We start from the raw sequence: 25,427 nt of genomic DNA, 5'->3' as shown, positions 1-25,427 counted from the left end.
GGCCGAGGGCGCGCAAATCGTCGCGGATTGAAAACGGCGCCTGGTAGGCCGCCGGCCCGGATGCCTCCAGCTCCAGGGCCGGCAGCGTCGCCGTGCGGGCTTCGCCGCTCTCGGCGTCCCACCATTTCAGCTCGATGGCGGGCAAGCGATAGTGCCCCGCCTCGGTCACTACATAGGTCACGGCGTCGTCGCGACGACCGCCGCTGACGCCTCCACGGCCATCGCTCAGCGGGGCGACAACCGGCGTCTGCAGGTAACGCCGCAGCCCCTCGATGTCGGCGAAGGTCGGTGCGGGGATCAGCATGGCCTGGGCGTCCTCGGCCTGCACCTGCACACGTCGGGTGACGCTGTCGCCGACCCGTAGCGGCTGGTGGGCGTACTCCAACTGCTGGGTGAAACGCACCTGCCGGGCCACCAGATGCTGCCCCTGGCCGCCGCCGGCAGGCTGCCGGGCGACGAAGTGCTGGGCCTGGCTGTACACCTTCACGGGGCCACTGCCCTGCCCCGGCCTGACTTCGATGGCCAAGGCCGGGATGTCGAAGGCCTTGGCCTGTTGCGGCGTGATCTGGTAACTCAGGCGCAAGCCGAAGAATGCCTTGCCGTCGATCCTTTCGTTCAGGTGGGCGCCTTCGCTGCTGGGGGCGGACACCACTGCGCCTTCCAGCTTCAGGGGCGGCAGGTTCGGCGCGGCGTCGAACCAGGTGTCCACCAGCAGGTCGACCTGCAAGGTCAGGGTGCCACCGACCAGTACACCCTCGGCCGGCAGCAGTTGGCTGCGCACGCGCACCTCGGGTTCGGCCGCCTGCGCCAGCAGGGGCAGCAGCAACAGCAGCAACAGGCGTTTCATGGCGTGGCCTCCGAGGCCTGCTGGCGAGCGGCATCCTGCAGCAGGAACTTGCGCTTGAGAAATTGCGCGGGCGAGGTGGTCAGGTTGTCCAGCCAGGCCTGGTCGGAACTCGCCTGCCCTGCTGGGCGCTGGACGTCCTTGCCTTTGCCGGAGGTGTTGTCGAACTTCACTTGGTCGGCCTTTTCATCTGGCGGCCCCGCTTCCTGCTGGGCCTCGCGGTCCTTCAGCAAGGCCTGGGCCAGGGCCAGGTTGGCGCTGGCCTCGGGGAATGCCGCCTGGCGCCGCAGGGCTTGCTGGTAGGCGGCGATGGCCAGCTCGAACTTCGAAAGGCGCACATAGGCATTGCCCTGGTAGAAGTACGCGGCCGCCGTGTCCAGTTGCGCGAAGCTGCCCAGGGCTGCGTCGAAATCCGCCGCACGGTAAGCCGCCACGCCCTTCCAGTAAGGGTCGGCAAAGTGCTGCGCCGCCTGCGGGTAATGCTCATGCTCGAATGCCCAGCGCCCTTGTTGGTCGGGGGTGAAGAAGGCATCGGCCAAGGCGCCGGCCTGGACCGGCTGTGGGGCATAGCCGACAGACAGTGCGAGTAGCCAGGCGCCCAGCCAATGCACCCGCCAGCCCCGGCGCAGGCCGAGCAACGCCAGCACCAGCAAGGGCCAGCACAGCCAGTAGCCTGCGTCCTTCCAGTGCAACGGCTGGTCGTCAGCCTGGGCCGCCTGGAAGTGCCGCTGGGCATGCAGCTCGATCCAGTCGAGGTCATCGTCGTCCAGCGTGAGGCTGCCCAAAGGGGCATCGGCGGCATCGGCGAGGCCCTTGAGCCCTTCGGCATCGAAGCGTGCGTGCAACGTTCGGCCGCTGCCATCGGTACGCGGCTGGCCCTTGGCATCCAGCAGGACGTCAACGTCCCGGCTGCCTACCGCCAGCACCAGCACCTGCAGGTCGCTGCCGCGCAGTTGCGTGCCGATGGCTTCGAATTGACCGGCGTCGGCGCCGTCGCTGACCAACACCAGGGTGCCGGGGGAGCCCTCGGCGGCCAGCAGGCCCTTGGCCAGTCGCACCGCGCCGAGCGCGTCCTTCCCGGGGCTGTCGATGAGCGCGGTGGACAATGCCTGGAGGAAGCTGTCGAGCAATGCCGGGTCGTCGGTGGGGGGCAGCACGAGATGGGCACTGCCGGCATAGGCGATCAGCGCCGTACGGCTGCCGCCACGGCGCTGGATGAGGTCGTGCAGCGTGTGGCGGGCCGCGGCCAACCGCGAAGGCGGGACATCGTCGGCGTCCATCGAGGGCGACAGGTCCAGGGCCAGGATCAGCGGTGCCTTGTTGTCCAGGAACGCCGGCGTGTCCTGCTCCCAGGTCGGTCCGGCCATGGCGATGCCCCCCAGTACCAGTATCGCGCCCAGCAGATGAACCGGGCGCAGGCGCTGATTGTCCTCGGGGGTGATGACCAGGTGCTCGACCAGGTGTGGCGCGATGATGCCGTCCAGGCGCCGCAACAGGTCATGCCGGCGCGTCCATAACCAGGGCAAAAGCAGGCCCGCGACGATGGTCGACAGCCACAAGGGGCGAAGGAAATGAAAGGCGCTCAGGTCGATATCCATGTCAGCGCTCCGTGGCTTGCCCTTTGCCTGCACGGCGTGCCGTGGCCAGGGCCGCCATACCATGGCCGAGCAGCAATGCCAGCAGCGCCGCGCCCAATGGCCAGCAGAACAGCTCGCGCCTGGGCTGGTGGCTGAAGGTCTTGACCCGATGGGGCGTGATCCGGTCGAGGGTGGCATAGACCTCCTGCAACGCGGCACGGTCACCGGCATGGAAAAAACGCCCGCCTGTCTGCTGGGCGATGGCCTGGAGGGCTTGCAGGTCGACCTTGGCCTCGCCGCTGGCCTCGGGGTCGCCGATGCCGATGGTGTGCACCACGATGCCGCGCTCCCGAGCCATGCGCGCGGCATGCTCGGGCGTGATCGCGCTACCGGTGTCGTTGCCATCGGTCAGCACGATCAACACCTTTTCTTGTTCCTTGGCCTTGTCCAGCAACTTGATGGTCAGGCCGATGGCGTCGCCCAGGGCGGTGTTCGGCCCGGCCATGCCGATGCCGACTTCGTCGAGCAGGATGCCCAGGCTGGCATGGTCCAGCGTCAGCGGCGCCTGCGGATAGGCCGCGGTGCCGAACACGATCAGGCCGATACGGTCGTCCTTGCGCCGGTCGATGAACGCGCGTACCACCCCTTTGACGGCCTGCAGGCGGTCCACCCGTTGCCCGGAAGGGTCGTCGTAGTCGGTGGTGGCCATGGACTGGGAAATGTCGATCGCCAGCATCAGGTCGCGCACTGGCAGCTCGCGCTCGATGGGTTTTTCCACCAGTACCGGTCGTGCGCAGGCCAGCAGCACCAGGCCCCAGACCAGCAGGTTCAACGGCAGTTGCCAGCGATCGCCCTCGGCACGGGCACTGCCGGGTTCCTGGCCCACGGCCCGGCTCATGGCGGCGAAGAACGGTACCCGCAGGGCGCTGCGTGATTCCCGGTAGGTGCCCAGGTAACGGCGGGCCAGCCAGGGCAACGGCAGCAACAGCAGCAACCAGGGGTAGTCAAGCTGCCACACGGTGCACCTCGATCCAGTGTCGGGAGGTCGCCAGCAAGGCCTGGAGATCCGCCTCGGGCAAAGCCAGTACCCGCTCGGCTGGCGCATAGGCCAGCAGCGCCAGGCGTTCGGCGAACCACTCTGGCAGCGGTGCGCGGCTGTGGCGCTGCAAGAATGCCTGCCAGTCTTGCCCACGCAGCGTGGCCACGGCCTCCGGCGCGGGCATCGACAGGGCCACGCGCTTGAGCAACTGCGGGACCTCGCGCAGTGCCGCCAGGCGTTGCAAGGGATCGTTCGACGTCTGCACCAGCACCTCCAGGCGCGCCAGCGCCTCGCGGCGATAGAGGTTGCGGCGCCAGCGCAGGTAGCGCCAAGTGACCAGCCCTGCGGCGATCGCCAGCAGGACCAGCAACACGGCCAGCCAGCCCCAGGTCTGCGGCCAGTAGCTGACGGGCATTGGCGGCAAGGCCAATTCGCGCAACTGGTCGATGTTCGGCGCGGCCACCTTGGTCATCGTGCCACCGCCGTCAGCCGTCCCAGTTCAGCGCGCAGCTGCTCGAGGCTGTCGCGCCCGGTGCTGAACATCATCAACGGCACCTGGCTGCGCCGCAGCAGCGTGGCGACATCCTTCAGCCGCCCGGCGAGAAAATCGCCCAGCGGCCGGTTGACCTGGCGACGCTCTATCTCCAGCTCGACCTGTACCTGGCCTTGGGTCACGGTCAACCGTCCACGGTCTGGCACCTGCAAGGCAATGGGATCGAACACCTGCAGGGCCAGCACGTCGTTATGAGCGGCCAGTTGGCGCAGCAACTGCAAGGTCTGCTCCGTCACGCCGGCAAAATCGCTGATGATGACGATCAGATGGTCATGCCCTGCGATGCCCAGGCAGTGGCGCAATACCCGGTCGAGCTGGCCCGCTTGCTCGTCGTCGGCCTGCATGGCATGAAGCCTGTGGTTGTGCCGGACGATCGCCGCGCACAGGGCCTCGACCCGGGCCCGGCTGCGCAATGGCCGGATCGACTCGATGTCCTTGTCGCCGAACACCAGGCCCCCGACCCGATCGCCTGCGTGAAGGGCCATCCAGGCACCGATCGCCCCCAGTTCGGCGGCGGTGACCGATTTGAACACACGCTGCGAGCCGAAATACATGCTCATGCGCTGGTCCACCAGCACCAGCGTCGGGCGGTCGCGCTCCTCGGTGTAGCTGCGCACGAACGGCTTGCTGTAGCGCAACGAGGCGCGCCAGTCGAGGTGGCGCAGGTCGTCGCCGGGCGTGTACTGGCGCAGCTCGTCGAAACTCAGCCCACGGCCACGCAAGCGTGCGGCATGGTTGCCGGAGAGCACGCTGGACAACGGCTGGCGCGACAGGAAGCTCAAGCCGCGCACGCGGTGCTCCAGCAGCATCAATTGCTCCAGCGAGGCGTAGACCGCGCCGTCGGCGACAACGGGCATGGCGACCTCCCCTTCAGGCAGGGATTGCAACAGTGTCGAGCAGACGGTCCAGCACCTGGTCGGCGCTGACACCATCGGCCACGGCGTCATACGACAGCAGCAAGCGGTGGCGCAGCACCGGGTGCAGCACCGAGCGCACATCGTCGGGCGTCACATAGTCGCTGCCGGACAACCAGGCGTGGGCCCGGGCGACGCGGTCCAGGCCGATACCGCCGCGCGGGCTGGCGCCGACCTTGATCCAGCGCTGCAGGTCGGCGTCGTAGTCGGCCGGGTGGCGGGTCGCGTTGATCAGGTCGACCAGGTAGCGGTCGATCGCCTCGGATACGTGCACCGAACCGACTTCACGCCGTGCCGCGAAGATCGTCTCCTGCGCCATGGGCGCTGCCGGCTCGCCGCCGACCCCGGCCTGCTGGCGCTGGTCTTCGCTGCGGACCAGACGCAGGACGTGGGCTTCATCCTCGACCTTCGGGTAGTCGATGAGCAGTTTCATCAGGAAGCGGTCCATCTGCGCCTCGGGCAGTGGGTAAGTCCCCTCTTGCTCGATGGGGTTCTGCGTCGCCAGGACCATGAACAGCCCCGGCATCGCGTGGGTCTGCCCGGACACGGTGATCTGCCGCTCTTCCATGGCCTCCAGCAGCGCCGCCTGGACCTTGGCCGGCGCCCGGTTGATCTCGTCGGCCAGGATCACGTTGCCGAACAGCGGGCCTGGCTGGAACCTGAGCTGGTTGCCGGCCTCGGTCTGCTGCAGGATCTCGCCGCCGGTGATGTCCGAGGGCAGCAGGTCGGGGGTGAACTGGATACGGCTCATGCGCGCATCCAGGTGGGTGGCCAGGGCCTTGACCGTACGGGTCTTGGCCAGGCCGGGCAGGCTCTCCAGCAGTACATGACCATTGGCCAGAAGGCCCAGCATGATATGGCCAATGGTCTGCTCCTGGCCGAGGACCTGAAGCCCGACCTGGGCCTGCAGGCCGGCGATCTCATCACGAATGCTCATGCGTCGTTGTCCTTGAGTTGCGTCAATCACCCGGTGAACCGACTTCCCTGCCAGCGACCTGCCGAAACCAACCGGCACACTGCCCATGCCACGGTGCAGATGAAGATGCGTGGTAACTCTAGCTCACAGGTCATTGTTCGCCATCGAAAAGTCACCCAGGGCGTGTCGTGTAAAGAACACCCTGGGCGCCCTCGAGTCACTGTCGCGCCGGAGGCAAACGAGGATCGTCCGGAGCCACCGCGCGCATGCGCTGCGCATACTGTTCGGCCAGGCTCGCCTCGCCGGCCGTCGCATGCAGGTAAACCAGCGCATAGAGCAGGTCTGGGTCTTCGGGCGAGCCCTCCAGGCCTTTGCGCAGCGTCTGCAACGCCTCGTCACGCCGGTTCATCTGGGCCAACAGCAACCCCTGGTTGTAGTGCACTCGGGCATTGCCGGGCATCTCCCGGGCGGCCACGCCCAGCCACTCCAGGCCTTCGTCGGCCTTGCCCTGCTCGACCAGCAGCAAGGCCAGCATGTAGGCGAGGTTCCCGTGGTCGCTGGCCGGCATGTCCTTCAGCGCAAGGCCTTCGCGCAGCAGCGCCTGCGCCTCGTCGAGCTGACCTGCACCGCTGTACAGCGTCACCAGGTTGACCCGAGCGGGAGAGAAATGCGCATCCAGGCGCAGGGCCTGGCGGTATTGCTCGATGGCTTCCGGCTGCCGCCCGAGGCGTTGCAGCAGCACCGCCAGGTTGAGCCTGCCGCCGGGCAGGTCGGCGTTGTCGCGCAAACGCCGCTCATAGTCGGCCAACTGCGCCTTGAACGCCTCCCGGCGCTCGGCTGCAAGTGCTTGCGGTTGCACGTCGGCCAAGGCGCGCAGGGCCTCGTCACGCACGGCCAGCAGAGGGTCGTCCAGCAATGGCAGCAATCGCTGGATGCGCGATTGTTCAGGTACACGGGCGAAGCCGGCGGCGGCGTAGGCCCGCACCATCCCTTCCTTGGAGTTGAGCGCCCAGCTCAACGGTGTGATGGCCGGGGCGCCGAGCTCGGTCAGTTGTTGAGCGGCGGTGGCCCGAACGATCGGGGGCTTGCCGATATCGGCGATGATCGCGGTCAGCAGGCTCAACCGATCGCCCTGGCCGCTGCGCACGGCATGGAATGTCTCGCCGTAATGGGGCGGACGCTGAGGCGTGCCGAACCAGTCCTGGATCGCCGTGGCCGCCCAGGCGGGTTGCTTGTCGGTGTGGCACGCCGTGCAGGCATCCGGGCTGGCGGACTTGTCCGCAAGGTCTGGCCGCGGCACCCGCAAACTGTGGTCGCGCCGGGGGTCGACGACCATGTAGGTCTTGCTCGGCATGTGGCAGTTCACGCACTGCGCACCGGCCGAGCCCTGGGCATGATGGTGATGCTCCGGGCTGTCGTAGTCCTTGCCTTGCAGGCTGGGGAAGCGGCTGGTGGGCGGATGGGGGTTGTGGCATTGCTGGCAAAGTCCATTGCCCTGGATCTTCACGCGGGTGGTGTGCGGGTCGTGACAATCGGTGCAGCCCACCCCGGCGGCGAACATCTTGCTCTGGGAGAACGAGCCGTAGACGTACACCTCGCCATCGATCTGGCCGTCGGCGTGGTACATGCCCTCGCGCAAGGTGGCCGGCAGCGAGGCATCGAGTTGTGGTTTGCCAGGCTGCTGGCCCATGCCCAGGGACTGCCGGCGGCTATGGCAGAAGGCGCATTGCTCGACCACCCCCTTGTTGTCCAGGGCCTTGAAATCGACCTTCAAGCCCATCTGTGCGGCCGAGGCAGAGGCCTTGCCTTCGCCCTTGGCCTGCTTGGCCCAGTCCACATGGGCCTGCGCCGGGCCATGGCAGCCCTGGCAGCCGACGGTCTGTTCCTGCCAGGTGGTGGCGTAGCTGTCGTGCTGGTCGTCGTAGTGCTTGAGCAGGCGGGTCGAGTGGCAGTCGGCGCACATGGCGTTCCAGTTCTGGTAGCGTCCGGTCCAGTGCAGGGCATCATCGGGCGCGAAACGCTGCCCGGGGTACAGGGAGAACCAACGCTGGCCGCCCTCCTCCCGTGTGCGGCTATCCCACGCGATGGTCAGCGCCTGCAACCGCCCTCCGGGGAACTCCACCAGGTACTGTTGTAACGGGTAGTAGCCAAACGTGTAGCGCACCTGGAAATCCGCAGGCTTGCCGTCGGCGCCTTCCGTGTGGACGAAGTAGCGGCCGCCCTTGCGGTGAAAACGTGCCTGGACCCCAGCATCGTCGAAGGTACGCCCATCGAAGGCCCCCAGGACGCTGTCGGCATTGGCGACACGCATGGCCCAGGCATGGTCCGAGTCCTTCCATTGCCCTGCCTGCACCTGGTGGCAGCCCTGGCAACTGGAGGCTTCGGCGTAGCCCTCGGCTTCCTTCGCCTGGGCCGGCGACTTCCCGGCCTGCTGCGCCCAGCTGGCGATGGGGGCGAACATCAGCAGGCACAACGACACGATCAGGGGACGACAATACACACGGTTTCCTTACTCATGCTGGGATGAGGGTGATGAATCGGTACGGCATGGCGTTCGAGGCGTCATTCATCCTGCTCCGGCGCTGCCGGCGCCATGTGCCAGCGCTCCCTGGGGACGCACTTGGCCTCTGGCGGATCCGCCAGGTAGTGAGGCGACATGATCTGCACCCCATACTCGTTGAACACGTCCTGGATATTGGCATGCAGCATGCTCAGCAACTCGGCGCGTGGCCGAGGCTCGCTGGGGACCGCCTGGGCGACCAGGCGGTACTCAGGATAGAAGTCGCTGAGCGCCGTCTGGAACACCTGCGGCGCGGGCTGCTCGAGAATCCCGTGGGTGCGCCGCGCGGCTTCGATCAGCATGGCGTGAACCTGACGCCAGGGTGTGTCGTAGCCGATGGTGACCACGGTATCGACGACATAGCCCTGGCCCTGGACGATGCGTGAGTAATTCTTGGTGACCGAGCCTGTGATCATCGAGTTGGGCAGCGTCAGCACCTCGCCCAGGCCGGTGCGAATGGTGGTGGTGAACATGCCCACCTGCATCACCGTGCCCTCGTAGTCGCCCACGCGCACGAACTCTCCCGCCCGCAGGGTACGGGTGTAGGTCAGGATCAGGCCGGCGACCCCCTGGCCGACCACGCTGGTAGCGCCCAGCGAGATCATCAGCCCCAGCAGCACCGACACCCCCTTGAACGCATCGCTGTCCGATCCCGGCAGGTACGGGTAGGCCATGACCAGCGCGAACAGCCAGATGGCCAGCGACACCAGGCGGGTGGTGGGTTGCAGGGTCTCGGCCGTCAACCAGCGGATCGTGCCGGGGCGCGACATGCGCTGCAGGGCACGCTTGCAGAAGCCGCTGGCGCCGCGGGCGATGAAGAAGATCGCCACCGCCACGGCGATTCCCGGAATCGCGTCGAGCATGCCGGTGAGCAGATAGCGGACCAGTTGCAACAGGTACACATTGAGGCTTTCGCCCCATGGCCGGGTATAGGGGAACTGCGACAGCACGAAGCTCATCCACTGGTAGCTGAACAGCAGCAACAGCAGCCAGTACAGCAGCCACAGCAGGCGGTCGACCAGGTAGTAGAGGTTCTGCAGGTCGAACAACGGCATGCGCCCGACCCGGAACATCTGCGAATGCTTGCCCATCAGCGGTGGCAGCAGGCCCAACAGCTTGCGCCGCAGGGCACGAGTGCCCTTGAGCAGCAACAGGTAGAGGAAGGTCGCCAGCACTGAATAGCCCGCGGCGACCAGCAGGAAATGCAGGCTACGCGCCTGGCCGGTTTCCGCCACCACGGTGCGCAGGTTCCGCGCGGCCTGCTCGGCGGCTTCGCGCACCCCGCCGTCCCCGGCTACATCCAGGGGGGCGACGATAAATGCCCGCCGATCCCCCAGCAGGACCAGGTAGCTGTGCAAGATGGGCTCCACACGCACTGGCAGTGCGTCGTCGGCGCTCTGCAACGCCTCCTCGATCACCGCGGCGGCCCGTCTGGCCCGGGCGGCAGGTGTCTCGCCCAGCAAGGTGGCGTGAAAGGTCATGATCGACCGGTTGGCGATCTTCAAGTCGGCAGGCTGCCCCGGCGCACCTTCCACCGAAACCGCGTCGTCGGCAGCGGCAAGGGGCAGGACGGTAATGAACATCGACAACAACGCACCGAGCAACAGCAGCGACCTCATGCTGGTCCAGCACCTCATCCCCACGCTCCCCGTCCCTCAGTGATCTGCTTCGCGTTTTACCGATCGAATGGGCTCTAGCGTAGTCAAATTTCGCTCATTGGCATTCTGGCTATATCCAATACGCGACAATGTTGGCCTGCCGTTCTCGTGCCGCCCTGCTGCCATCTGGGGCCGCTGCGCGCTCCATCGCCGGCAAGCCGGCTCCCACAGGGGCCAGCGGCGTTCGCCCATCATGCGTCATGCAGCCCTTCGGGCCGCGCTGTCGCACAGAGAACATACGGTTGACACAAGGCCCCTGTGGGAGCGGGCTTGCCCGCGAACGGCCCTGACACCACCGCTGTATGGCCAGGGCCAGCCCCTCGTTCGCGCTCCCCCAAGGCCCGCACAATCAGTGAGTTACGTTTTGTTGCATGTGCCCGGGCAAGGTTTGATTGCAATATGCCACGTATCATTTGTCGCGATCGGAAAACATCGAAAAAGAACACTGTGCCCGCATGATCCAGACTAGGAGCGTCAAGCGGACCGGCACAGGACCCAAGCGGACCATGGCAAGCGAAAAAAACACCGGCACCACCAGCCCGAAGGAACTCCTGGATGTGTTGATACGGGCGGGCCTGATCGTCGTCCTGGCGGTGTTCTGCTACCAGATCTTCCACCCCTTCCTGAGCGTCATGCTCTGGGCCGTGATCCTGGCGGTCACGCTGAGCCCGCTCAATGCCCGCCTCGCCAGGCTGCTTGGTGTTTCCCTGGGCAAGGCCGCGATCCTGGTGGTACTGCTGATCCTGCTGTGTCTCATGGTCCCCTTGGGTTTTCTTGGCGAATCCATGGCCAGCTCGGTGCAGGCCGCCCTGCGCTCGGTCCACGAATGGAACCTCGCCATCCCGCCACCCAATGAGAGCGTGCAGGCGTGGCCACTGATCGGTGAGCCGCTGTTTCGCATCTGGTTGCACGCCTCCGAGGACCTGTCGTGGGCCTTCCAGCAAGCCGCCCCGCACCTGAAGGACCTGAGCCGCCTGGTCCTGCTCAAGCTGGCCGGCGTCGGCAGCGGGGTCCTGGTGTTCGTCCTGGCACTGATCATCGCCGGCCTGTTCCTGGCCAACAGCGAGCACAGCGCCCGCAGGGCCGTGGCCATCTCCCAGCGGGTGTTCACCCCCGAGCGCGGCGCCGAGCTGGCCAGCCTGTGCGCCGCCACCATCCGTGCAGTGGCTCAGGGCGTGGTCGGGATCGCGTTCATCCAGATGCTGCTGGTCGGTGTCGGCCTGGTGGTGATGGGCGTCCCTGGTGCCGGGCTGCTGGCCTTGCTGGTGCTGTTGCTCGGCATCATGCAACTGCCGGTGCTGCTGGTCACCCTGCCCATCGTCATCTATGTGATCAGCCAGGATGGGGTCAGCGCCGCGACCATCATCTTCACCGTCTGGACCATCGCGGCGGGGCTGTCGGATAACGTGCTCAAGCCCTTGATGCTCGGCCGCGGCGTTTCCGTGCCCATGCCCGTGGTATTGATCGGCGCCCTGGGCGGCATGATCAGCAACGGCTTCATCGGGCTGTTCATCGGCCCCGTGGTCCTGGCTGTCGGCTATGAACTGTTCAATTCCTGGGTGGGGCAGACGCCGGTCGCCCCGCCGACTGTCGCCACCCCGCCGGCTGCCGAGCTGGCCGAGCCCCGCTCGAGCGAACACTGATCTGGCCGAAGCACCTGGGGCTCGCCATCGGCACAGGCCGCCCCTTCTTTCTGGATGGGTTACGAAATGGACATTGGACGCAACGCAAAGGTCTTCCGCCCGCACAGCCAGGTCTTGGCCCTGGAGCCCAGGATCCTGTTCGATGGCGCCGCTGCAAGCGCCGCTGCCGACCAGCAGCACCATGACAGCGGCGACGCCCCGCAGGTGGACGCCACCCCGGCGCCCGCCGGCCAGCGGGCGGCCAATGGCCAGGCAGCGGCCCCGGCGCAGACCCTGGTGGTGCTCGACAGCCGCGTGGAAAACCGCGAGCAACTGACCGCCGGCCTTGGCGCCGGTACCGTCACCCTGGTGGTCGACAGCGGCCAGGATGCCCTGGCGGCCATCAGTGCGGCGCTTGCCCAACTGGGCAAGGTCGACTCGATCCAGGTGTTCTCCCACGGCGCGTCCGGGCAGTTCACCCTGGGCAACCAGACCTTCAGCGCCGCCAACCTCGACCCGTTCGGCAGCACCCTTGGCCAGTGGCGGGCAACGCTCAACGCAGGTGCCGACATCCAGCTCTATGGCTGCGACATCGGTGCCGGCGCTGCCGGCCAGGCCCTGGTGGATCGCCTGGCGCAGTGGACCGGCGCCGACGTCGGTGCCTCCAGCAATGCCACCGGCAGCCGCGCCGCAGGTGGCGACTGGGCGCTGGAGGTGCGCAACGGCGACATCGACAAGCGCATCGCCCTTTCCGCCACCAGCCTGGAGCAGTTCCAGGGCCTGCTGGCCGATGCCGCGCCGACAACCAGCATCAGCATGCCCGGCAGCGACGTGCTGATCGGCGATACCTTCACCTTCGAGGTGAGCCTGCGCAATGCCGCCAGCCAGGTCGGCTACGCCCCCTATGTCGATCTGTTCCTGCCGAGCACCGGCAAGGACGGTGACGACGGCATCAGCTTCGTCGGGGCCACGTACCTGGGCCAGGCGATCAACAGCCATGTGATCACCTTCGACGCCGCCGGCAACGCCACCCACCCGCTGGCCAAGGGCGCCGACGGCCAACCTCTGGTGATCAGCGCCGCCAGCGTGGGCATGCGCCCGGGCGACCAGCTCGTGGTTCTGCAAATTCCTTATGCCAGCGTCTCCCAGGACCAGCCGGACATCACCCTGCAGGTCACTGCGCGCCTGAGCGACCTGGCCGACACCAGCAACACCAATGGCAGCCCTACCCTGACCATCAATGCCCGTGCAGGCTTCGAGTACGGCAACGACTCGCTGAACAACCCCACCGTCGACCCCAGCCTGGTGGAGGCCGCCCTGCATGCCCTGGTGGTCAACCCCACCCTGGTGGAACTGACCCAGAACCTGGACATGACCGAAGGCGAAACCGCCACCGGCCCCAATTTCACCCACGACCAGACCGTCACCGTCACCCCAGCGAACGGCCAGACCCTGCATGACGTGGTCGTCACCCAGGACATACCGGACCAGGTGCAGGTCACGGCGATCACCCCCGGACCAGGCGGAACCCTGACCTCCATCACCTTGCGCAACGGCACCGTGCTGACCAACCCGACGTTGATCGCCGCGGCGATCGACAGCGATAGCGTATTCATCACCTCCTACAGCGTCACCTACGCCACCCTCAGCGTACCCGCCACGTCCACGGTGACCTTCTATGTCCCCGAGATTGGCGGCGCGGGCACTGCGGTACTCGACCCGAACACCGGCAACCCGGTGACCATCAACTTCGGTACCCCCACCGCCACCGGGGAATGGACCCCGCTGGACCCTCGCGATATCACGCCACCGGCCACCGAGGTGGACTTCACCGCCACCGGCGACGGCAGCGGTGCCCAGTTCGTCGCCAAGTCCATCACCCTGCAAAAGCACGCGGTGCTGCAGACCGACACCGGCACCACCGGCCTGAGCCCGGGCGATACCCTGCGCTATGTGCTCGACGTGGCGCTGTCTGACTATTTCGCCTTCGGCAGCAACATCCTGCAGAACGGTCAGTTCAGCATCGTCGACACCGTCGCTGACGGCCAGGTGATCAGCGGCCCACTGACCATGACGGTGAGCCAGGACGGTGCCAGTGGCACAATCGAGCTCGTCTACACCCAGACGACGAACGCCGATGGCACCACCACGCTGGTGATCGACATCGCCGAGTCCCTGCGCCGGGCCTCCGATACCTTCGGCGCCCTGTTCGGCGACCTGGCCTTCGACACCACCCGTACCGCGGCCACCACCGCGGTGATCAGCTACAACACGCTGATCAGCCAGGCCTATGTCGGCAACCACCCGCCACACCCTGACATCAACGAGGGCGACAGCGTCGGCAACGACGCCACCCTGACCGCTACCGTGCTGCTCGATGCGGTGAACCAGGGCAGCGACCAGAGCGACGGCTCCAGTAGCCTCAGCACGGTGCCCACCAGCCAGGTCGATATCGATATCTGGCGTGTCAATGGCACCACGCCACCGAGCAACGGCGAGATACGCCCCGGCGACCTGGTGACCTTCCAGCTGTCCTACGACCTGGTCACCGGCGACTACGAGAACTTCCAGCTCACGGCCTACCTGCCCCTGCCGCTACTGGATGTCAGTGGCCTGACCTGGAGCATCGGCAATGGTGTCGGCCAGTGGAGCTTCGGCCCTGGCGACAGCGACCCGTCGCGGGCGGTCACGGTGTCCAGCGGACCCGGCAACTCGGTGGTGTTCGACTTCGGTGAGTACGCCATCGACCAGATCGTCGGTGGGCGCATCGAGCTGACCTTCACCCTGCGCGTAGGCGACCAGCCCTTCGCCGACCAGCGCTCGCTGGATGTGCTGGCCCAGTCCAGCCAGACCACCACCCTCGACAAGACGCCCCTGCTGAGCTCGGACGTGGCCGTGGTGGTCTCGGTCGCTGAACCAGTGCTGGACATCCGCCACGGCGTGGTCTCCAGCAGCAACGGTACGGTCACCGGCACCAGCGGCAGCTGGGCCCCGCCCGGCAGCAGCGGCCTACCCTTCACCGGCACCCTCAGCGACCTGTCGGCCATCGATGGCAATGTCAGCGGGATCGATGGCGGTGACCTGCTGCGCCTGGCCACGGCCATCGAAAACAGCGGTGGCGGCGGCGCCTACGACGTGGTGACCCGCATTACCCTCCCCCCTGACCTGGCCTTCGTCGGCGGCAGCCTGGCGGCCGCCAACCTGCAGATCTACCGAGGCGACGGCACTCTGTTGCGCCTGGGCGTGGACTACAGCGTCACTGGCAACCAGATCACCTTCCTCGATGCCGATGCCCAGCCCACCTTGCTGCCCGGGCGCACGGGCACGACCGCCGACAGCAGTGGCCAGAACATCGTCGTCATCACCTACGACGTCACCGTCAACGCCAATGTCGCCGCCAGCCGCACCCTGAGCAGCACGGCTACGCTGAGCAACTATGCCAGCGTCGAGGGCGGCACCGACTTCACCCCCGTGGACCTGAGCGAAATCGCCAACCAGCAGGTGGCCGCACCGGTGATCAGCAAGACCTTCGCGGGCGGCAGCCTGGACAACGGCGACTCCAGCGCCAGCCATACCAGCGGCAGCGACCTGGTGGTCGGCGAGAGCATGCTCTACGACATCATCGTCCGGCTGCCGGAGGGCAGCACGCACAACCTCAGCATCGACGACCTGATCCCCCCGGGCATGCGCCTGGACACCACGTTCAACGACAACCTGGGCTACCTGCAGATCCTCACGGCGGCTGCAAGCGGTGGCAGCCTGAGACAGGACTTCGCCGGCAACGTGGTCATCAGCGGCATCAGTGGGGTCGGTGGGACCCTGGGCGCCGATGGCGTCGATGCGCGCTTCACCTTCAGCGTGTTCGCCACCAGCGCCGACAACGACACCGGCAACAACGCCTTCGTCATTCGCGTGCGCCTGGTCGCCAGCAACGAAATCGGCAACCAGGCCAACCGGTCGCTGCAAAACAGCGCCAACCTGCATTACCAGGATATCGACGGCGACGTAGCCAACGGCGGAACCGCCGTGGACCGCCAGGTCAACCTCAGCGGTGGCGCGCCCACCGTCACCCTTCGCGAACCGACCCTGCAGATCACCCAGACCATCGACACCACGCCCGACTTCGGCGGCTTCGACGAAGGCGACGTGATCGACTTCACCATCACCCTTCGCAACGGCAATGGCGCCAACGACTACAACGCCTACGACATCAGCTTCCTCGACAACCTGCCCAGCGAGCTCGATGGCGTGAGCTTGACCAGCGTCCTCTACCAGGGCGCTACCAACAACGGCGGCCCGGACTTCATCATCCAGGGCGGCCAACTGCTGAGCGCCTCCGGTGCCAACATCGACATCGCCAAGGGCGGCAGCATCGTCCTGCACCTGCGCGGGACCGTGAACGCCTCGGCAGCAGGCGAGGCAGCCTTCGCCAATGATGCCCAGGTGCGCTGGACCAGCCTCGATGGGGCCAACGCCGGTGAGCGCGGCGGGGCCGATGGCGTGCTCAACGGCGGCACGCTGAACGACTACCGCCTGGACTCCACCCTGCTGTTCCCGGTCAGCAATGGCATCCGCATCTCCCACGTCGGGGGGCTGCCGGACACCCCGCCACCGGTCGACACCAGCGGCACCACGAACACCTCCGGCATCAGCGAGAATGTCGCGGTGGGCGAAGTGATCCGCTACCGCGTGGCCGTACTGGTGCCCACCGGCGATAACCCCAACTACCAGATCCGTATCGAACTGGACGCCGGGCTGGCGTTCATCCCCGCCGAGCTCAACAACATCCTGATCGCCCTGGTGTCCGACTCGCTCAATGGCCTTGCCACCGATGCCGACCTCATCAGCAGCGGCAGCATCTGGATGCCGGGCGACCAGAACAGCGCGGTGGCCCAGCCCCTCGATGCCAACCTCAGCGGCATCGCGCCCAGCGGTATCTTCGATGGCAATTCGACCAACCTGAACATCGTCACCCATGCCGATGGCAGCCAGACGGTGACCTTCAACCTGGGCAACCTCACCAACACCGAGACCACCGACGACAACATCGAAGGCGTGATCCTCGAATTCAACGTGCGCGTCACCAACGTGGCCGCCAACCAGAACGGCGCCGCCCTCGGCATACAGGCCTTCGAGCATGTAGGGCTGCCCGGCCAGGACGTCGATCGCGGCAAGAGCGACATTCTTTTCGAGCACGTGGTGGAACCCGGCTTCACCGGCCTGGACAAGCAGGTCATCGACATCCAGCCCGGTGTCGACAGCACCACCGCCACCGTCTCCGTGCGTTTCACCCAGAACGGCGAGGTGCCGGCCTACAACGTCCACCTGCAGGACCAGTTCCCCGATGGCAGCGACTACCAGGTACAGAGCCTGCTGATCAATGGCACGGCGGTGGACCTGGCCAACCTGCCGGACGGGATCGGCATCAGCACCAGCGGCGCCTTGTCGGTCGACTTCGACCGCCTGGCGGTCGGCGACCAGGTGCAGGTGATCTACCGCGTCACGGTCCCCAACACCGTGGTGCCCGATAACGCCGCCAGTGCCGCGGTCCTGACCTGGACCAGCCTGCCGAGCAGCTTCGAGACCGGCGGCTGGGGCGGCTCGCTGCCCGGCAGTGCCGGCAGCGCCGACGGCGAGCGCACCGGGCAGGATGGCGGTGCGGGGCTGAACAACTACATCCTCAGCGAAGGCGCCGGCCTGGGCCTGGTGCAAGGCACGCTGTGGAACGACACCGACTCGGCGACCGACAGCATCACCCCCGATGGCCCCGGCCTCGGCGGGCAGAGCGTGCAACTGACCTGGGCCGGTGCCGATGGCCTCTTCGGTAGCGCCGACGACCGCATTTTCACCACCCTGACCGACAGCTCCGGTCGCTACCAGTTCGCCCTGCTGCCAGCCGGCAACTACCTGGTCGTGGTTCCGCCCGCGTTCCAGCTCGCGGCCGACAACCGTTTCCAGGTGCGCATCGACAGCGACACCGGCACCAATGCCAGCGGCCTGGGCGCTGTCAGCGTCACCCTGGCCGAGGGCACCGTCGGCACGGCCGATGCCGGCTACGTGCACCTGAACGAGGCACCGATCAATACCCTCCCCGAGCAACGTGGCCAGGAGGATACCGTGCTGCGCCTGGCCGGCCTGGCCGTGACCGACCCGGATGCCGGCAGCGGCATCTTGTCCGTCACGCTGACGGTCCAGCACGGCGTGCTGTGGCAGACCGCCACCCCACCCGGGCCGAACGACACGCCTCCCGGCGGAGCCAGCAGCAGCCTGACCCTCACCGGCACCCTGTCACAGCTCAACACCTGGCTGGCGCAGGTCTATTACAAGGGCAACCAGGACTTCAACAGCGCCCGTACCAGCGAAACCCTGACCATGGTCACCAACGACCATGGCAACGCGGGCGATGCCGACGGTGACGGCATCCCCGGGCAGGACCCGCAGGATGCGCTGAGCGACAGCGACTCGGTAGCGCTGGTGATCGACCCGGTGAACGATGCCCCCATCGCCCTCCCCGATGTCGCCACGGCCATCGAGGCAGGTGGCACGAACAACCAGACGCCCGGCAACAACCCCACCGGCAACGTGCTGAACAACGACAGCGATGTCGATATCGCCACCAACGACGATGTCATCAAGGTGATCAGTGCCGGGCTGCAGGGCGGTCTGCAACAGGCGGTGCCGGACGACGGCGAGATACAGATCGTCGGTGCCCATGGTGTGCTGATCATTTCCGCCTCCGGCGGTACCACCTACATCGTCGACAACGACGACCCCGAGGTACAGGCCTTGCGCCTTTCCGGCAACACCCTGCAGGAAGTCTTCACCTACACCATCGGCGACCTGGCGGGCGCCACCAGCATCGCCACCCTCACCATCACCCTGCAAGGCGCCAACGACGCCCCGGTGGCAGAGAACGATGTCGGCCAGGCGGTCGAAGCCGGGGGCATCGACAACGGCACGCCTGGCAGCGACGCCACCGGCAACGTCCTGGCCAACGACAGCGATGTCGACCAGTTCGGCGAGACCCGGGCGGTCACCGGTGTCCGCGCCCTGCGCGAAAGCGCCAGCGGTAGCATCGTCGAGGTCACCCGCGACGCGCCGGTGGTCATCGACGGCACCTATGGCAGCCTGACCATCAATGCCGATGGCAGCTACACCTATGTGGTGAACAACGACAACACAGCGGTGCAGCGCCTTGGCGCCGAAGACCAGTTGTTCGAATACTTCACCTACCGGGTCACCGACACGGGCAACCTCAGCGACCTGGCCGAACTGCGCATCACCATCGACGGCGCCTACGACAACCCCGTGGCCAGCGACGACCAGGCCGTGGCCCAGGCCGGCGCCACCAATGACCCGACCCTGGAAAGCAATCCCAGCGGCAACGTGATCCTCTTTCCCAGCCGGCCGGGAAACATCGACCAGCCTGGCGGCAATGGCGTGGACACCGACGTCGACCGTATCGACCGCCCCAGCACCCAGTTGCGCGTCACCGGCATCAGTTCGGCTACCGAACTCTCCAACCCCGGCATGACCGCAGTGGCGGCCGGTACCGACGCCAGCAACGGCACCGTGATCCTGGCGACCTACGCGCAGCAGAATGGCATCCAGATCACCGACCCGAACGCCTTCGGCAGCCTGACCATCGGTGCCAACGGCGCCTTCACCTTCGATGTCAACAGCGACAACGCCACGATCCAGGGGTTGAACGCCGGGCAGACCCTGCAAGTGATCTACACCTACGAGATCACCGACAGCGAAGGCCTCACCGACCGCGCCCAGCTGGTCATCACCATCCATGGTGTCAACGATCCACCCGTGGCGCAGATCGTGGTGGGCCGTGCGGTGGAACAAGGCGGCGTGAACAACCAGTTGCCAGGTATCGACCCCAGCGGCGACGTGACCCGCACGGCGGTGGATCCCGATGGCGACCCGATCAACGTGGCGTTCATCGGCACAGGTACGACGCCGCCGGGCACGCCGGTCGATGGCGCCACCACGCTGCAAGGCCAGTACGGCACCCTGACCATCAACCCCGACGGTACCTACGACTATGTGCTCGACAATGACAACCCCGAGGTGCAAGGGCTGCGCAGCGACAGCGACCACCTGATCGACACCTTCAGCTACATCGTCAGCGACGGCCAGGGCGGTTTCTCCACACCGGCGTTCCTGTTCATCCTCATCGACGGCCAGAACGACAACCCGGTGGCCGCGGACGACAGCGCGACGGCGATAGAGGCCGGCGGCAGCCAGAACAACCAGCCCGGGACCGACCCGAGCGGTAACGTGCTGACCAATGACCAGGATGTGGACTTCGTCGCCAACGGCGAAACCAGCGCCGTCAGCGCCGTGCGCACCGGTGCCGAGAACGGCGGTGGCACGGCCGGCAGCGTCGGTGTCGAGCTGCGCGGTACCTATGGCTGGCTGACCCTCAATGCCGATGGCAGCTACCGCTACCGCCTGGACAACGACAACCCGGACGTGCAGGCCCTGCGCACGAGTGCCGATACCCTGGTCGACACCTTCACCTACACCGTGATCGATGCCGCCCTGGCCACCGACCAGGCCGCCCTGCGCATCACCATCACCGGTGCCAACGACACCCCGGTGGCACGCGACGACAGCGCCACGGCCGTCGAAGCCGGTGGCGTGGCCAACGGTACCCCCGGCAGCAACGCCAGCGGCAATGTACTGGGCAACGACACCGACGTGGACGCCGGCGACGTGCTCAGTGTGACCGCGTTCCGCCAAGGCCTGAGCGTCGGCACTGTCGGCCAGGCCTTCGTCGCCAACTATGGCACCTTGACGCTGAACGCCGACGGTAGCTTCAGCTATATCCTCGACAACGACAATCCGTTGGTCCAGGCACTGCGCACCGCCGGCGACACGCTGCAGGAGCAGTTCGTCTATACCCTTCGCGACCTTTCCGGGGCCACGGCCACCGCCACCCTGACCATCACCCTACAGGGTCGCAACGACAACCCCGTGGCCGTGAATGACCGTGCCGACGCCACCGAGCGTGGGGGGACCGCCAACGGCACGCCAGGGGTCGACCCCAGCGGCAACGTGCTGGGCAACGACACCGACGTGGACGCCGGCGACAGCAAGCAGGTCGATGCCATCCGCACGGGCACCGAGGCCGCCGGCGGTACTTTCACCGGTGTCAGCGGCAGCCAGGTGGTCAATGGCCAGTACGGCGTGCTGACCCTCAACGCCAACGGCGACTACAGCTACCAAGTGAACAACCTCGATGCCCGGGTGCAAGCCCTCAAGGCCGGCGAGACGCTGGTCGAGACCTTCACCTACCGGATGCACGACAGCGCCGGGGCCACCGACATCGCCCAGCTCACCATCACCCTGCACGGTGCCTACGACGCGCCCGTGGCCAACGATGATCTGGCCCTGGCCCTGGCGGCCAAGCCGAACATCAACAATGGCTTCGACCCCAGCGGCAACGTGCTGGGCAACGACACTGACGTGGACGCCGGCGACAGCAAGCAGGTCAGCGGCATCCGCAATGGCCAGGAGCAAGCCGGCGGCACGCTGACGGCGGTCGATGCCGGCACCGACAACAGCAACGGCACCCTCATCGATGGCCTCTACGGGCAGTTGATCATCGGTGCAGATGGCAGCTTCACTTACCGCGTCGACAATAACAACCCGGTGGTGCAGGCACTGGGGCTGCTGGAAACCCTCGACGACTACTTCACCTACGAGGTCCGTGACAGCGGCGGCCTGGTCGACCTGGCGCAGCTCCACGTCGTGGTCTTCGCCCTGAACTCGCCGCCCGATGCCAACCCGGACACCGCCGAAGCGCTCGAGGCTGGCGGCCTTGACAACGCGACCCCAGGGGTCGACCCCAGCGGCAACGTGCTGGGCAACGACATCGACGCCGAAGGCGACCCGATGACGGTGGTCGAGATCCGCACCGGCGCCGACCCCAGCGGCCCCCCCGATGGCGTGCCTGGGCAGCCGCTCAAGGGCCAGTACGGCACCCTGGTGCTCAATACCGATGGCAGCTGGCACTACCAGCTGGACAACGATAACCTGGCCGTGCAGGCCCTGCGCACCGGCGCCCAGACCCTGACGGACGTATTCACCTACGTCGTCGAGGACCGCTGGACCTCCACGGCCAGCACGCAATTGGTGATCGTCATCCGTGGCGCCAACGACACCCCCGTCGCACATAACGACGCGGCCATCGCCGTCGAGGCCGGTGGCGTGGCCAACACCCGCCCCGGCGTCGACCCGATCGGCAACGTCCTGGACAACGACCAGGACGTGGACAGCGTGGCCAACGGCGAAACCCGCCAGGTCCTGCGCGTGAGCAGCGAAACCGGGCAATCGGTGGCGGCTGGCGCACTGCTGCAGGGGCGCTACGGCACCCTGCGGCTCAACGCCGATGGCAGCTACCGCTACGAAGTGAACAATGCCGACCCGCGTGTGCAGGCCCTGCGCAGTGCTGGGGAAACCCTGCGCGAGGTCTTCACCTACCAGATGCGCGATACCGCCGGCGCGACCTCCTCGGCCCGGCTGAGCGTGACCGTGCAGGGCGCCGATGACAACCCGGTGGCGCGCGACGACAGCAATGTCGCCAGTGACCAGGTCCGGGCGCCGCAGACTCGTGGCAATGTCCTGCCCAATGACAGCGACGTCGACAACGGCGACCGCCTGACCGTGGTCGGCGTGCGTACGGGTGCCGAAGCGGCCAGCGGCACCCTGGGCACCATCGGCCAGGTGCTGACCGGGCGCTACGGTTTCCTCACGCTCAATGCCGATGGCAGCTACACCTACACCATCGACCAGAGCAACCCGCAGGTTCTTGCCGCAGCAGGCCTGGGCCAGGTCCTGCAGGACCTCTTCACCTACACCATCGCCGACCGTGCCGGGGCCACCGATCAGGCGCAACTGACCATCACCCTGGACATCGCCTCGCCCTACATTCCACCGGGGCCTTATCGGGACCTCGACGCCGGGCGCCAACCCTTCGTAGAGCCGTTGCTGGACTTCGAGCCGGCCGTGTACGTGGAGCCGGAGATCCGCCGCATCGAACTGGTTCGCCAGCAGATCATCCGTGGTGCCAACGGCAATGCCGCAAACCTGTTCGCCACGCCGGAAATCAGCTCCAGCATCGCCGCCAACCTGGGCCTGGTGCCGGGGCAGTTCGTGGCGGCCGCCGTTGCCGAAAGCCGGCAGATGAGCGAGTTCGACACCCTGTGGGTGCAGGGCCGCAATGGGGTGACCGGCCTGAGCGCCGACGGCTTGCTCAGCGACCCGTCGCTGTGGGCCCCGCTGCCCAGCGACCTGGTGCCGAGGACCGACCGACCGCAGACCGCTCCCGGCCTGCGCGCGCAGCTGCAAGAGGCCGCACAGCGCCGAGGACAGCCCCAGTGAACAACCCGAAACGACCACGCGTAAATCAAGGACCGTCTATGCCTGGATATCGTGTCAATGCCTTGAGTGCACTCATCACCGCCAGCCTGCTGCTGGGCGCCTGTTCGGCCCTGAAGGAAGCCGAGCCCTACGATGAACAGCACATGCGCCAGCGGGTCATCGACGACCAGGCACGCATGTACCAGGAGCAGGAGCCGGTCACCACGCCGATCACCTTCTACGAGGCCGCCGCCAGGGCCCTGAAGTACAACCTCGACTACCGCCTGAAGCTGCTGGAGAGCGCCTTGGCCTCGGACCTGCGCGACGTCACCGCCCACGAGATGCTGCCGCGGCTGGTGGCCTCGGCCGGCTACGCCGGACGCAACAACGACTCCGGCGGCACTTCCATCGGCATCCAGGATCGCGAGGTCAGCTTGCGCCCGTCCACCTCCGAGGAACGCTACCGCACCATCGACAGCCTCGGGCTGAGCTGGAGCCTGCTGGACTTCGGCGTGGCCTACTACCGTACGCAGCAGAAGGCCGACCAGATCCTCATGGCCGAGGAACGCCGCGAGCGGGTGGCCCAGAACGTCCTGCAGGACGTGCGCAATGCCTACTGGCGCGCCCTCGGCGCCCAGCGCCTGCTGCCGGAGGTGGACAGCCTGCTGATGCGCACCCACCGCGCCCTGACCGCCGCCCGCGAGGCCGAGAGCAAGGGCTTGCTACCACGCCAGGACATCCTCGCCTACCAGCGTGCCCTGCTCGACTCGGTGTACATGCTCACCGTGCGCCGCCAGGACCTGGAGTTCGCCCGTGCCGAACTGGCGGCCTTGATGTCGTTGCCGCCCAATTCGCGGATGGAACTGGCCGATACCCTCGAGGCACCGCTGCCCCAGGTGACCCAGAGCGTCGATGCACTGGAGCAGATGTCCTTGCGCAACCGCCCGGAAATCATGGAGGAGTGGTACCGCAAGCGGGTCGACCAAAACGACCTGAAAATCGCCAAGGCCCAGCTGTGGCCCAACGTCAGCGTCAACTACAGCTACACCTACGACTCCAACAAGTACCTGTACAACAACCACTGGAACGACACCGGCCTGCAGGTCTCGGTGAACCTGCTGCGCCTGCTGCAGTACCCGGCGCTCAAGACCGCCGAGGAGAGTCAGGCCAAGACCGACGACATGCGCCGCACCGCACTGTCCATGGCGATCCTCACCCAGGTGCGGGTTGGCCTGCTGCGCTATCAACTGGCCAGCCAGGAGGTGCAATTCGCCGATGACAGCCTGCGGGTCGACAAGAGCCTGCTCGACTATGCACAGAAAGCCCGCAGCGCGGCCCTGGGCACCGAGCTCGAGCTGATCCGTGCCGAGGGCCGCTACCTGCTCTCGCGCTACCAGCGCGAGGCCGCCTATTCCGATGCCCAGGCCGCCTGGGGCCGGCTGTACAACTCGGTCGGCTTCGCCGTACTGCCAGACAAGGTGGAGGACCACGACATCAAGACACTGGCCCAGCAGATCCAGCGCACCCTGGAACAACAGACCAGCAGCCACCTGCTCACCGCCAGCAACCAAGGAAACGTCAATGTCGCCAAGCCATAAACCCCTGTCGTCGGCCCTGTTGCTGTTGTGCCTGGTCTGCGTGCCGTCGGCGTTCGCCAGCGAGCCGGGCGATACCCGTCCGCTGCTGGCCGAGGACGATGCCAACGCCATTCGTGTGCTGCTGGCCTCGGACCTGGAGACCACCTTGTCCAGCCAGATGAACGGCACCCTGGGCGAGCTCAAGGCCAGCCTGGGCCAGCACGTCGACAAGAACGCCACCCTGGCCCAGCTGCAATGCGTCGAAGTACAGGCCCGGGCCAAGGTGGCCGGCGCCGAGCTGAACATGGCCCGACAGAACCTCGCCGCCAAGCGCAACCTGCGCAAGCTCGATGCCGCCGGCGACCTGGAGGTGGCCATGGCCAACACCGAGGTGAGCAAGGCCGAAGGCGCCCTGACGCTGGCCAAGGCCCAGGCCGGCTATTGCCAGGTGCAGGCCCCGTTCGGCGGCCGCGTGGTCAAGGTCTACGTCAAGCCCTACCAGACCGTGCAGGCCGGCGCGCCGCTGTTCGACCTGGTCAGCGACAGCGCACTCAAGGTGCGCCTGAACGTACCCTCCACCCTGCTCCCCCAGCTCGAGGCCGACATGCCCCTGGAGGTGCAGATCCACGAGACCGGCAAGCGCTATCCGGCCAAGGTCAGCGCGATCAACGCACGGGTCGATGCCGTGGCCCAGACCGTCGAGCTGGAGGCCCGCCTCGACGCGGCCTACCCGGAGCTGATCGCGGGCATGAGCGGGATCGCACGCTTTCCCGCAGCACACGAGTAGGCCG

At 66.9% G+C, this 25,427-nt stretch carries 11 protein-coding genes and 1 pseudogene; 4 read left to right on the top strand and 8 right to left on the bottom strand.

Annotation, left to right across the window (positions count from 1 at the left end; translation table 11 throughout):
* From WCE05_RS18380 to WCE05_RS18345, 8 genes and pseudogenes are all read right to left on the bottom strand, one after another.
* A pseudogene (locus WCE05_RS18380) lies at window positions 1-847 on the bottom strand (hypothetical protein); the annotation flags it as partial.
* Window positions 844-2,442 (bottom strand): VWA domain-containing protein, encoded by a 1,599-nt coding sequence (locus WCE05_RS18375; RefSeq protein ID WP_368816272.1) that lies wholly within the window; start codon window positions 2,440-2,442, stop codon window positions 844-846. The gene WCE05_RS18375 and the pseudogene WCE05_RS18380, both read right to left, overlap by 4 nt.
* A 1-nt stretch (window position 2,443) precedes the next feature.
* Window positions 2,444-3,439, bottom strand: a complete 996-nt coding sequence (locus WCE05_RS18370) for a VWA domain-containing protein (RefSeq protein ID WP_253102620.1) — start codon at window positions 3,437-3,439, stop codon at window positions 2,444-2,446.
* Entirely contained in the window at window positions 3,426-3,932 is a 507-nt protein-coding gene (locus tag WCE05_RS18365) for a DUF4381 domain-containing protein (protein WP_225787772.1), read from the bottom strand. The genes WCE05_RS18370 and WCE05_RS18365 overlap by 14 nt, the downstream gene beginning before the upstream one ends.
* The gene (locus WCE05_RS18360) at window positions 3,929-4,870 is read right to left on the bottom strand and encodes a DUF58 domain-containing protein (RefSeq protein WP_225787771.1); all 942 of its coding nucleotides are present in this window, start codon (window positions 4,868-4,870) and stop codon (window positions 3,929-3,931) included. The genes WCE05_RS18365 and WCE05_RS18360 overlap by 4 nt, the downstream gene beginning before the upstream one ends.
* A gap of 13 nt (window positions 4,871-4,883) precedes the next feature.
* A complete protein-coding gene (locus WCE05_RS18355) occupies window positions 4,884-5,864 on the bottom strand; it encodes a MoxR family ATPase (RefSeq protein WP_225787770.1) in 981 nt (326 codons plus the stop codon).
* A 196-nt stretch (window positions 5,865-6,060) separates the two neighbouring features.
* The gene (locus WCE05_RS18350) at window positions 6,061-8,304 is read right to left on the bottom strand and encodes a tetratricopeptide repeat protein (protein WP_368816275.1); all 2,244 of its coding nucleotides are present in this window, start codon (window positions 8,302-8,304) and stop codon (window positions 6,061-6,063) included.
* A gap of 101 nt (window positions 8,305-8,405) precedes the next feature.
* A complete protein-coding gene (locus tag WCE05_RS18345) occupies window positions 8,406-9,986 on the bottom strand; it encodes a mechanosensitive ion channel family protein (protein WP_253080560.1) in 1,581 nt (526 codons plus the stop codon).
* Between the two features lie 581 nt (window positions 9,987-10,567).
* Between WCE05_RS18345 and WCE05_RS18340 the strand changes: the two genes are divergently transcribed.
* The 4 genes from WCE05_RS18340 to WCE05_RS18325 all read left to right on the top strand — a co-directional run bounded on the left by WCE05_RS18340 (window position 10,568) and on the right by WCE05_RS18325 (window position 25,423).
* Window positions 10,568-11,704: an AI-2E family transporter gene (locus WCE05_RS18340; RefSeq protein ID WP_368816271.1), complete on the top strand. Its 1,137-nt coding sequence runs from the start codon at window positions 10,568-10,570 to the stop codon at window positions 11,702-11,704.
* Window positions 11,705-11,770: 66 nt separating this feature from the next.
* Window positions 11,771-23,080, top strand: coding sequence for a VCBS domain-containing protein (locus WCE05_RS18335; RefSeq protein ID WP_368816270.1), 11,310 nt, complete (start codon window positions 11,771-11,773; stop codon window positions 23,078-23,080).
* Between the two features lie 38 nt (window positions 23,081-23,118).
* Window positions 23,119-24,657, top strand: a complete 1,539-nt coding sequence (locus WCE05_RS18330; RefSeq protein ID WP_368816269.1) for a TolC family protein — start codon at window positions 23,119-23,121, stop codon at window positions 24,655-24,657.
* The gene (locus tag WCE05_RS18325; RefSeq protein WP_368816268.1) at window positions 24,641-25,423 is read left to right on the top strand and encodes an efflux RND transporter periplasmic adaptor subunit; all 783 of its coding nucleotides are present in this window, start codon (window positions 24,641-24,643) and stop codon (window positions 25,421-25,423) included. The genes WCE05_RS18330 and WCE05_RS18325 overlap by 17 nt, the downstream gene beginning before the upstream one ends.
* The last annotated feature ends 4 nt before the right edge of the window (window positions 25,424-25,427 follow it).

The sequence above is a fragment of the Pseudomonas sp. I2 genome, from assembly GCF_040984075.1.
GTDB classification, from domain to species: Bacteria; Pseudomonadota; Gammaproteobacteria; order Pseudomonadales; family Pseudomonadaceae; genus Aquipseudomonas; species Aquipseudomonas guariconensis_B.
The sequence above is the reverse complement of the archived record's forward strand: the minus strand, read 5'-3'. Positions and strand labels throughout refer to the sequence as shown.

Excerpts from the sequence above, each read along its gene's own strand:
- WCE05_RS18375 (WP_368816272.1), bottom strand. The coding sequence starts at position 2,442 with ATGGATATCGACCTGAGCGCCTTTCATTTCCTTCGCCCCTTGTGGCTG.
- WCE05_RS18365 (WP_225787772.1), bottom strand. The coding sequence starts at position 3,932 with ATGACCAAGGTGGCCGCGCCGAACATCGACCAGTTGCGCGAATTGGCC.
- WCE05_RS18360 (WP_225787771.1), bottom strand. The coding sequence starts at position 4,870 with ATGCCCGTTGTCGCCGACGGCGCGGTCTACGCCTCGCTGGAGCAATTG.
- WCE05_RS18355 (WP_225787770.1), bottom strand. The coding sequence starts at position 5,864 with ATGAGCATTCGTGATGAGATCGCCGGCCTGCAGGCCCAGGTCGGGCTT.
- WCE05_RS18350 (WP_368816275.1), bottom strand. The coding sequence starts at position 8,304 with ATGTTCGCCCCCATCGCCAGCTGGGCGCAGCAGGCCGGGAAGTCGCCG.
- WCE05_RS18345 (WP_253080560.1), bottom strand. The coding sequence starts at position 9,986 with ATGTTCATTACCGTCCTGCCCCTTGCCGCTGCCGACGACGCGGTTTCG.
- WCE05_RS18340 (WP_368816271.1), top strand. The coding sequence starts at position 10,568 with ATGGCAAGCGAAAAAAACACCGGCACCACCAGCCCGAAGGAACTCCTG.
- WCE05_RS18335 (WP_368816270.1), top strand. The coding sequence starts at position 11,771 with ATGGACATTGGACGCAACGCAAAGGTCTTCCGCCCGCACAGCCAGGTC.
- WCE05_RS18330 (WP_368816269.1), top strand. The coding sequence starts at position 23,119 with ATGCCTGGATATCGTGTCAATGCCTTGAGTGCACTCATCACCGCCAGC.
- WCE05_RS18325 (WP_368816268.1), top strand. The coding sequence starts at position 24,641 with ATGTCGCCAAGCCATAAACCCCTGTCGTCGGCCCTGTTGCTGTTGTGC.